Origin of the sequence: Kitasatospora sp. NPDC007106 (genome assembly GCF_040634455.1) — a bacterium.
GTDB lineage: Bacteria > Actinomycetota > Actinomycetes > Streptomycetales > Streptomycetaceae > Kitasatospora > Kitasatospora arboriphila.
On record NZ_JBEYFP010000320.1, the window covers coordinates 1 to 6,653 of the forward strand.

The 6,653-nt window shown below is 74.4% G+C and carries 5 protein-coding genes and 1 pseudogene; 4 read left to right on the forward strand and 2 right to left on the reverse strand.

Annotation, left to right across the window (positions count from 1 at the left end):
* Positions 1–92 (forward strand): annotated as a pseudogene (locus ABZ641_RS22070) (sugar phosphate nucleotidyltransferase); the annotation flags it as partial.
* Here ABZ641_RS22070 and ABZ641_RS22075 read toward each other — a convergent pair.
* Positions 59–394 (reverse strand): hypothetical protein, encoded by a 336-nt coding sequence (locus ABZ641_RS22075; RefSeq protein ID WP_359984172.1) that lies wholly within the window; start codon positions 392–394, stop codon positions 59–61. The pseudogene ABZ641_RS22070 and the gene ABZ641_RS22075 overlap by 34 nt on opposite strands.
* Positions 395–428: 34 nt before the next feature.
* The gene (locus tag ABZ641_RS22080) at positions 429–1,658 is read right to left on the reverse strand and encodes a hypothetical protein (protein ID WP_344623391.1); all 1,230 of its coding nucleotides are present in this window, start codon (positions 1,656–1,658) and stop codon (positions 429–431) included.
* Positions 1,659–1,943: 285 nt separating this feature from the next.
* Here ABZ641_RS22080 and mtrA point away from each other — a divergent pair, with 285 nt between their 5' ends.
* The 3 genes from mtrA to ABZ641_RS22095 all read left to right on the forward strand — a co-directional run bounded on the left by mtrA (position 1,944) and on the right by ABZ641_RS22095 (position 6,591).
* Positions 1,944–2,621 carry an MtrAB system response regulator MtrA gene (gene mtrA / locus ABZ641_RS22085; protein ID WP_344623392.1) on the forward strand — a complete coding sequence of 226 codons (678 nt, stop codon included), beginning with the start codon at positions 1,944–1,946 and terminating at the stop codon, positions 2,619–2,621.
* Positions 2,622–2,756: 135 nt separating this feature from the next.
* Positions 2,757–4,760 carry an MtrAB system histidine kinase MtrB gene (mtrB, locus tag ABZ641_RS22090; protein ID WP_344623457.1) on the forward strand — a complete coding sequence of 668 codons (2,004 nt, stop codon included), beginning with the start codon at positions 2,757–2,759 and terminating at the stop codon, positions 4,758–4,760.
* The gene (locus ABZ641_RS22095) at positions 4,750–6,591 is read left to right on the forward strand and encodes an LpqB family beta-propeller domain-containing protein (RefSeq protein ID WP_344623393.1); all 1,842 of its coding nucleotides are present in this window, start codon (positions 4,750–4,752) and stop codon (positions 6,589–6,591) included. Before mtrB ends, ABZ641_RS22095 begins: the two co-directional genes overlap by 11 nt.
* Positions 6,592–6,653: the final 62 nt, after the last annotated feature.

A 6,653-nucleotide genomic window follows, 5' to 3' on the forward strand; every position in this document is an offset into this window, starting at 1 on the left:
ACCTGGTCGAGAAGCCGGACACCGAGGACGCCCCGTCCAACTACGCGGTGATCGGCCGTTACATCCTCGACCCGGCCGTCTTCGAGGTGCTCAGCGCGAACAGTGCCGCGCCGGTGCGGGCCTCGCGGCGCGGCGCGCCGAGCCGCCACCAGACGGCGGCGACCACGACGGCGACCAGCAGCAGGGCCAGCACGACGCCGGTCCCGCTGCCCGCCACGGACTCGCCGACCTTCCCGAACAGCCGGCCGATCTGCTCGTCCAGCCAGGCCTCGGCGCGCTGCACCAGGCTCGGGTCGTGCCGGTGGTAGGCCGGGTTCAGCAGCTCGTCGCGGGCGGCGTCCCGGGCCGGCCCGCGCGGCACGGTGACCGGAGCGCCGTCCGCGAGGACGCGCACGGGCGCGCCCCCCACCCCCCAGTACGGCATCGGCTCAGACCCCGGGGGGAGTCGGCTGCCCGGACCAGCCCGCCGAGCCGTACTCGGGCAGGCCGGCGGCGCGGGCCAGCTCGATGTCCAGGGCCTCGCGGCGGATCCGCTGGTCGATGTAGAGCAGCACGTTGACGGCCGCGCCGAGCGGGATGGTGAAGGTCGCGACGATGGTGCCGCCGATCGCGACGATCAGCAGGCCGAGCGGCGGCAGCGCGACCGACATCGGGTTGTCGGCGTTGCCGACGAAGTCGCCGGAGACCAGCATCGCGGCGATCGAGAACGGCGTGAGGATCATGCTGGAGGCGATGAACATCAGCACCCGGGTGAGCACGTTGATGCCGAAGAGCCGCCACCACGAGCCGCGCACCAGCCGCCGGGAGCGGGACATCGCGGCGAGCACGCCCTGCCGCTCCAGGACGAGCGCGGGCGCGGCGAGGCTGAGCCCGATCGTCAGCCAGAGCGCCAGCGGCAGGGCCGCCAGCAGCAGGATCAGGCCGAGCCCGAGCAGCGGTTCGTTGACGTCGTCGACGATCCCCGCCACCAGCAGTGCGAAGCCCGGGACGAACGGTGCGGCGGCGATCAGCCCGGTCAGCAGGGTGAGGCCGGTCAGTGCCGCGAGCCGCGGCCGGGCGGTCTGCCAGGCCTCCCGCAGGGTCACCGGCTGCCCCAGCACGGCCTTGCTCACCACCATGGTCAGCATGCCGATCGCGACGACGCCGACCAGCACCTCCAGCGGCACCGGGGCGAGCAGCGCCACGACCTCGGTGAGGTCGCCGGGCTGCTCGTAGGCCCAGAACTGGCCGAGGGCCGACAGCAGCTGCTGCAGGGCGGCCAGCCCGAGCGAGAGGCCGAGGGCGGTGCGCCAGTGCCTGCGCACCGTGGTGACCGCGCCGTCGAGGATCTCGCCGACGCCGAGCGGACGCAGCGGGACGACGCCGGGCTTGGGGCTCAGCGGGGCGCCCCAGCCGCCGTACTGGCCCGGGCCGCCGCCGTAGGGGCCCGGTGCGCCGCCGTACGGGCCCGGGCCGCCGGGAGCGGCGCCGTAGTGGCCCGGACCGGGTGCGTCACCGCTCTGGCCCTGGTGGGGAATGCTGCCGTACGCTCCGCCGTACGGACCGGGACCGCCCGCGGCGTCGCCGACGGCGCCGGACGGTGGACCGGCCGGCGGCCGGACGTCGTCACGGGGCGGTTCGGGCGAACCGGGCGATGCCCAGCCCGGGGTGTCGGTCATCAAGGCTCCTTGTCCTACGGTCCGCGGGCTTCGTGGCCCCGGGCCCGGACGTCCGGGTCGGTCGGACCGGGTACGGCGTACGGCCGGATTCCGCTGCTGCGCCGCCCATCGTGCCATGGTGGCGGCAACGGCCCCAGGGGTATCCCGTTGCTGATCGACAACGGTCGGTGCGCACGGCCCCGGCCCGCCGTCCGGCGGTGCCCCGCCGGGCCGCGGGAGCACCCGGGGAGGGCCCCGGACCGGGCTGTGGGGCAGGTCACAATCGGGTAATGAGAAGATGGAGTCATGAAGGGACGCGTTCTCGTCGTCGATGACGACACCGCACTGGCCGAGATGCTCGGCATCGTGCTGCGTGGTGAAGGTTTTGAACCGTTTTTCGTCGCCGACGGGGACAAGGCGCTAGCCGCGTTCCGGGAGACCAAGCCCGACCTCGTGCTGCTCGACCTGATGCTGCCAGGCCGGGACGGCATCGACGTCTGCCGCCAGATCCGCTCCGAGTCCGGCATCCCGATCGTGATGCTGACGGCGAAGACGGACACGGTGGACATCGTGGTCGGCCTGGAGTCCGGCGCCGACGACTACGTCACCAAGCCGTTCAAGCCCAAGGAGCTGGTGGCCCGGGTGCGCGCGCGGCTGCGCCGCGCCGAGGAGCCCACCCCCGAGCAGCTGACCATCGGCGACCTCGTCATCGACGTGGCCGGCCACTCGGTCAAGCGCGAGGGCCGCGGCATCCCGCTGACCCCGCTGGAGTTCGACCTGCTGGTCGCGCTAGCCCGCAAGCCCTGGCAGGTGTTCACCCGCGAGGTGCTGCTGGAGCAGGTCTGGGGCTACCGGCACGCCGCGGACACCCGGCTGGTGAACGTGCACGTCCAGCGGCTGCGGTCCAAGATCGAGAAGGACCCGGAGCGTCCGGAGATCGTGGTCACCGTGCGTGGCGTCGGCTACAAGGCGGGGCCCAGCTAAGTGGTGCAGTACCAGGCTGACGACTCCCCGTCGGGCACCGATGCCGGCGGGGAGGCTGCTGTGCGCGGAAGCGTGCTGAGTTCGACCACGGAGGGCCGGCGGCGCCGCCGCGGCCCGGCCGCCTTCTTCGCCCAGGTGATCCGTCAGTTCCGGCGGCCGGTGCGGCGCCTGACGGCGCTGTACCGCCGCTCCATCCAGCTGCGCGTGGTCGCCGCCACGCTGCTGCTCTCCGTCGTCGTCGTGCTGGTGCTCGGCGTGGTCGTGGTCGCCCAGGTGCGCACCGGCCTGCTGGACACCAAGAAGCACGCGGCCCAGGGCCAGGCGCTCGGCGGCTTCCAGATCGAGCAGGACAAGATCAACGAGGCCATCAACCTGCAGGCCAAGGCCGGCAGCACCGGCAGCGACCCCTCGCGGGACGAGGTCGGCACCTGGCTGATCAAGCAGGTCTCCGACCTCGCCAGCGGCGGCACCGGCGTCTACTCGGTGATCGCCCTGGTGCCCTCCACCGGCCAGCAGGAGAGCGCCCCCAGCGCCGCCCTGCGCGGCGCCTGGTACTCCGGCAACATCGTCCCGGACTCGATCAGCCAGGACCTGCGCGACGAGGTCGCCGCGGAGCCCGGCACCCCGCACCAGCAGACCACCGAGATCCAGCGCTCCACCGACGACGGCAGCCCCTCGTACAACGAGCCCGGGCTCGTCATCGGCAAGCAGTTCACCGGCCCCGACGGCACCCCGTACCAGCTCTACTACGTCTTCTCCTTCGGCCAGGAGACCAAGACCCTCGGCCTGGTCACCGGCACCCTGGCGACCGCCGGCGTCTTCGTGGTCATCCTGCTCGGCGGCATCGCCTGGCTGGTCGTCCGCCAGGTCGTGACGCCCGTCCGGATGGCCGCCGGGATCTCCGCCAGGCTCGCCGCGGGCCACCTGGAGGAGCGGATGAAGGTCACCGGCACGGACGACATCGCCCGCCTCGGCGAGTCCTTCAACCGGATGGCCAACGCCCTGCAGGCGCAGATCCGGCAGCTGGAGGAGCTCTCCCGGGTCCAGCGCCGCTTCGTCTCCGACGTCTCGCACGAGCTGCGCACCCCGCTCACCACCGTGCGGATGGCCGCCGACCTCATCTACGACAGCCGCGACGACCTCGACCCGATGGCCGCCCGCTCCGCCGAACTGCTGCAGGACCAGCTGGACCGCTTCGAGTCGCTGCTCGCCGACCTCCTGGAGATCAGCCGCTTCGACGCCGGCGCCGCGATCCTGGACGCCGAGCCGGTCGACCTGCGCGAGATCGTGACCCGGGTGGTCGAGGCGGCCGACCCGCTCGCCCAGGCCAAGGGCAGCGCGGTGATCGTCCGCGGCGCCGAGAAGCCCGTCGTCGCCGAGGTCGACTCCCGCCGGATCGAGCGCATCCTGCGCAACCTGGTGGTCAACGCGCTGGAGCACGGTGAGGGCCGCGACGTCGTCGTCCGGCTCGGCACCGGCGAGGGCGCGGTCGCCGTCGGCGTCCGCGACTACGGCATCGGCCTCAAGCCCGGCGAGGCCTCCCGGGTGTTCCACCGGTTCTGGCGCGCCGACCCGTCCCGGGTGCGCACCACCGGCGGCACCGGCCTCGGCCTGTCCATCGCCGTCGAGGACGCCCACCTGCACGGCGGCTGGCTGCAGGCCTGGGGCGAACCGGGCGGCGGCTCGCACTTCCGCCTCACCCTGCCGCGCACCCGCGGCGGCGACATCAGCCGGGCGCCGTTCCGGCTGGAGCCCGAGGACTCCCGGCACAACCGCGGCCTCGCCTCGCCCGGCGCGCCCTACCGGCGGGCCGTCCGCCCCGGCGGCGCGACCGCGGTCACCGCGACCGAAGCCGCCGACCAGGACGGTCCGGAGACCCCCGAGGGCGGCCAGGCCGGCTTCGGCAGCGGCCTCGGCGGCGTGCTCTCGCTCGGCCCCGGGCTGGGCCGGCCGCAGGCCGCCCCCGTCGCCGACCCCTCGGACGTCCGCACCGTGGCCGCGGGATACGGTGCCACCGGGGCCCAGGTCGTCGTCGACCGCGGGCCCGGACGTCCGGCGCTCCCGCCCCAGGAAGGCCCGGACAACGCCGACACCCGGAGGCCGCAGCGTGCGAAGGACGACGACCAGCGTGAGGGCTGACCTGCGCTCCGCCAGGGCCGTCTGCGCCGCCCTCGCGGTGCTGCTCGCCGCGGGCTGCGCCGCGATGCCGTCGGACGGCCCGCCCGAGCGGGTCGAGATCCCGCAGGGCTCCGGCGCGGAGAACCTCCAGGTCCGGGTCTTCCCGGTGCCGCCGCACAAGGGCGAGGACCCGCGAGACCTGCTGGCCGGCTTCCTGGCCGCGTCCGGCGCCGACGAGGCCAAGGACTACGAGACGGCGCTCAAGTACCTGACCGCCTCGGCCGGCAAGCGCTGGAACCCGCAGGCCGGCGTCGCCGTGCTCGCCGCCACCCCGCACCGCGACCAGACGGTGGCCGCCGCGGAGACCACCACCATCACGGTGAGCGGCAGCAAGGTCGCCGAACTCGACGAGGACCACTCCTACCGGGTGGTCACCGACGAGGCGTACCGGCAGCAGTTCACCTTCGTGAAGGAGACCGAGGGCCCGGACAAGGGCGAGTGGCGGATCGACCGGCTGCCGGACGGCCTGATCGTCGACCAGACGAACTTCCGCAACTCCTACCGGGCCGTCCACCGGTACTTCTACGTCTCCTCCGACCCCTCGGCGGACGGTGCCACGCCGCCCGTGATGGTGCCGGACCCGATCTACCTGCGCCGCCGCACCGACCCGCTGACCGCCGCCGCCAAGGCGCTCGCGGCCGGCCCCTCGCAGTGGCTCGCCCCGGCCGTCTACTCGGCCTTCGAGGGCGTGCACATCGAGGGCGCGGTGTCCGTCAACGACAACCGGGCCGCCGCGGTGCGGGTCGACGTCGCCGACTTCGGCGGCCGGCAGAGCACCTGCAAGCAGATGGCCACCCAGCTCTTCCACACCCTCGCCGACCAGCAGGGCAAGGCCCAGCTGGACCGGGTCGACCTGTCCGGCGGCAAGGGCGGCTGCTCGGTGACGGCCGCCGAGGCCGCCGACTCCGCCCCCGGCCGCCTGGCCGGCTCCGCCGGGGCCTCGCCGTACTACCAGCTCGACACCGGGCAGGTGCTGCTGCTCCAGGGCGACGGGCCGGGCCGGCCGGTCGCCGGGCCGCTCGGCCAGGCCGCGCAGCAGGGCCAGCCGAGGATCGGCGAGGTCGCCGTCCGCCGCGACGGCTCCGGCGCCGCCGCGATCGGCGCCGACGGCCGCTCGCTGTTCGTCACCGGCTTCGGCGACGGCGACCAGCTCGGCGGCGCGGTGGTCAGCAGCCGCGGAATCCAGCCCGGCCAGGGCCTGGCCTCGCCCAGCTGGGACGGCCGGCAGAACCTCTGGGTGGTCGACCGCGACCCGGCCGCGCCGCAGCTGTACATGGTGCGCGGACGCAAGTCCGTCGCCGCCCAGGTCGACGGCCTCGCCGACCGCACCGTCCAGGACGCGCGGATCTCCTCCGACGGCACCCGGATCGCCCTGGTGCTGAAGGACGGCGCCGGCCGGCGCTCGCTGCAGATCGGCCTGGTGGTGCACGAGGGCACGGCCGGCTCGCCGCGGGTGCGGGTCACCGGGCTGCGGCCGGTCGCGCCGCTGCTGACCGACGTCGCCTCGGTGTCCTGGGCGGACACCGACCAGCTGCTGGTGCTCGGCAAGGAGCAGGGCAAGCTGCAGCTACTGAACTACGTAGGCACCGACGGCTCGCAGGCCGCCGACTCCCCGCTGCAGGGCGGCGAGTCGATGACCACCGTGTCCGCGTCGGAGAGCCGGGCCGGCGAGAGCGTGCCGCCCGTCATCGCGTACTCCAGCGACCACCGGATCTTCCGGCTGCAGGGCAACCAGTGGCGTGAGATCGCGCTGCAGGGGCACCCGGCCGCCTCGTTCGGCTACCCGGGCTGACCCCGCCCGGGTAGCCGGCGGGGCGTCGCCGCCACCGCGGCCGCGGCGCACGGCGGGCAGCC

What these genes read in the sequence shown, in the direction of transcription:
- mtrA (WP_344623392.1), top strand. Translation starts at nt 1,944, where the DNA reads ATGAAGGGACGCGTTCTCGTCGTCGATGACGACACCGCACTGGCCGAG.
- ABZ641_RS22080 (WP_344623391.1), bottom strand. Translation starts at nt 1,658, where the DNA reads ATGACCGACACCCCGGGCTGGGCATCGCCCGGTTCGCCCGAACCGCCC.